Origin of the sequence: Streptomyces beijiangensis (assembly GCF_017315755.1) — a bacterium.
GTDB lineage: Bacteria > Actinomycetota > Actinomycetes > Streptomycetales > Streptomycetaceae > Streptomyces > Streptomyces beijiangensis.
This window is the reverse complement of the sequence record NZ_JAFLRJ010001161.1, coordinates 1-329: the sequence shown is the minus strand read 5'-3', so window position 1 is coordinate 329 and position 329 is coordinate 1. Positions and strand designations below refer to the sequence as shown.

The following is a 329-nucleotide window of genomic DNA, read 5'->3' as shown; positions in this document are numbered from 1 at the left end:
CGGTCGTGGACGGCCATGCGGTCCGGTGCGGCTGCTGTGAGGACGGCGGAGGCGAGGGCGTCACCGGTGCGGAAACCGGGTAGTGAGGCCAGGGCTGCTCGGCCGGCTTGCGCTGCCGAGCTGCGGCTGAGAGAGGTGTCCCGGGCGGCGGTCGCGGCCGCGGCGGTTGCGCGGCGTACGTCAGCGTCCGCGAGCGCCATGAGTTCAGAGGCCCAGGGCGTATCGGCCCTGAGCCGTTTCCACATCAGCAGTGCTCCGATGTCGGCTTTGCCGATGCTTCCGCTGGTGCACGCACGGCGTGTCACTTCCTGCAGGGTCTCGTCGTAGTA

Annotated in this window: 1 pseudogene; it reads right to left on the bottom strand. The window is 70.2% G+C overall.

What is annotated here, in order from left to right:
* A pseudogene (locus J0695_RS40990) lies at window positions 1-305 on the bottom strand (hypothetical protein); the annotation flags it as partial.
* Window positions 306-329 lie beyond the last annotated feature (24 nt).